A 1,014-nucleotide genomic window follows, 5' to 3' on the forward strand; every position below is an offset into this window, starting at 1 on the left:
CGTCGAGGCGCTGCGCAAAGACGTTGACGACCTCTGGGAGCTGACACACGCGGCACGAATGGCGCAGGTCAGCGTCCTGGCTGTAGAGCTGCTCCCTGAGCTTGAACGGACCGCCCGCATGGCGCCGGACGAGACTCGATCGGAGCTGTTCCTGCTGCTCTCCCGGACGTACCAGGCCCTTTCGGCGGCGTTCGTTCGGCAGGATGAAGCAGACGCTGCATGGGTTGCCGCCGATCGTGCGATCTTCGCCGCCGAACGGTCCGGCGACCCGCTGCACGTCTGCGCTGGCGTTTTCCGGATGACGCAGGCGTTTGTACGGTTGCGCAGCCTCGGCCAGGCCGAACACGCGGCTCGGACCGCTATCGACGCCTTGGAAGAGCAGGGGGGCAGGTCGCCGCAGGCTCTGTCCGTCCTCGGTTCGCTCCATCTGGCCCTCGCGCTCGTTCACGCGCGAGCCAGCGCTCGGGCCGAAGCCAAGGAGGAGATCGCCAAGGCCCGCGCTATCGCGGCGCAGCTTGGCGAGAACCGGAACGACTTCAACCTGGAGTTCGGGCCGGTCAACGTAGAGATCCAGGCCGTCAGCACTGCTGTTGACCTCGGCGACGCAGGTGAGGCCCTCGATATCGGCCTCGCCATCGACGCTGAGGGTCTGTCGCCCGAACGGCAGGGACGGTTGCTGATGGACCTGGGGCGAGCTCACGCGCAGAGGCGGCACGGAGGCGAAGCCCTCGACTGCCTGCTGCGCGCTGAGGCCGTCGCGCCGGAAACTATCCAGACGCACCAGGCTGCTCGGGCAGCCATCCGCGAGCTGGTGCTGGTCGCCGGCGCGAACGCATCGCGTGATCTGCTGGAGCTCGCCGAACGGGCTGATGCACTTGACTAACCCGACGCTGCACCGACCTGCGCCCTGACGATCGATATCCACTGATCAGACTCCCACCCGTTACCTCGGGAGGGGGCCAGCACACCGGCCGTACCAGCGGCACAGAATCACAGCGGCTTGTCGAAGCCTCT

General features: G+C 67.2%; 1 protein-coding gene. It reads left to right on the top strand.

The genetic code is table 11. The annotated features are described in order from the left end of the window. On the top strand, nucleotides 1–883 hold an 883-nt coding region (locus ABWI07_RS44470; protein ID WP_353822252.1), incomplete at its 5' end, for a transcriptional regulator. Nucleotides 884–1,014 lie beyond the last annotated feature (131 nt).

Origin of the sequence: Actinomadura sp. NPDC000600, assembly GCF_040492135.1 — a bacterium.
Taxonomy (GTDB): domain Bacteria; phylum Actinomycetota; class Actinomycetes; order Streptosporangiales; family Streptosporangiaceae; genus Spirillospora.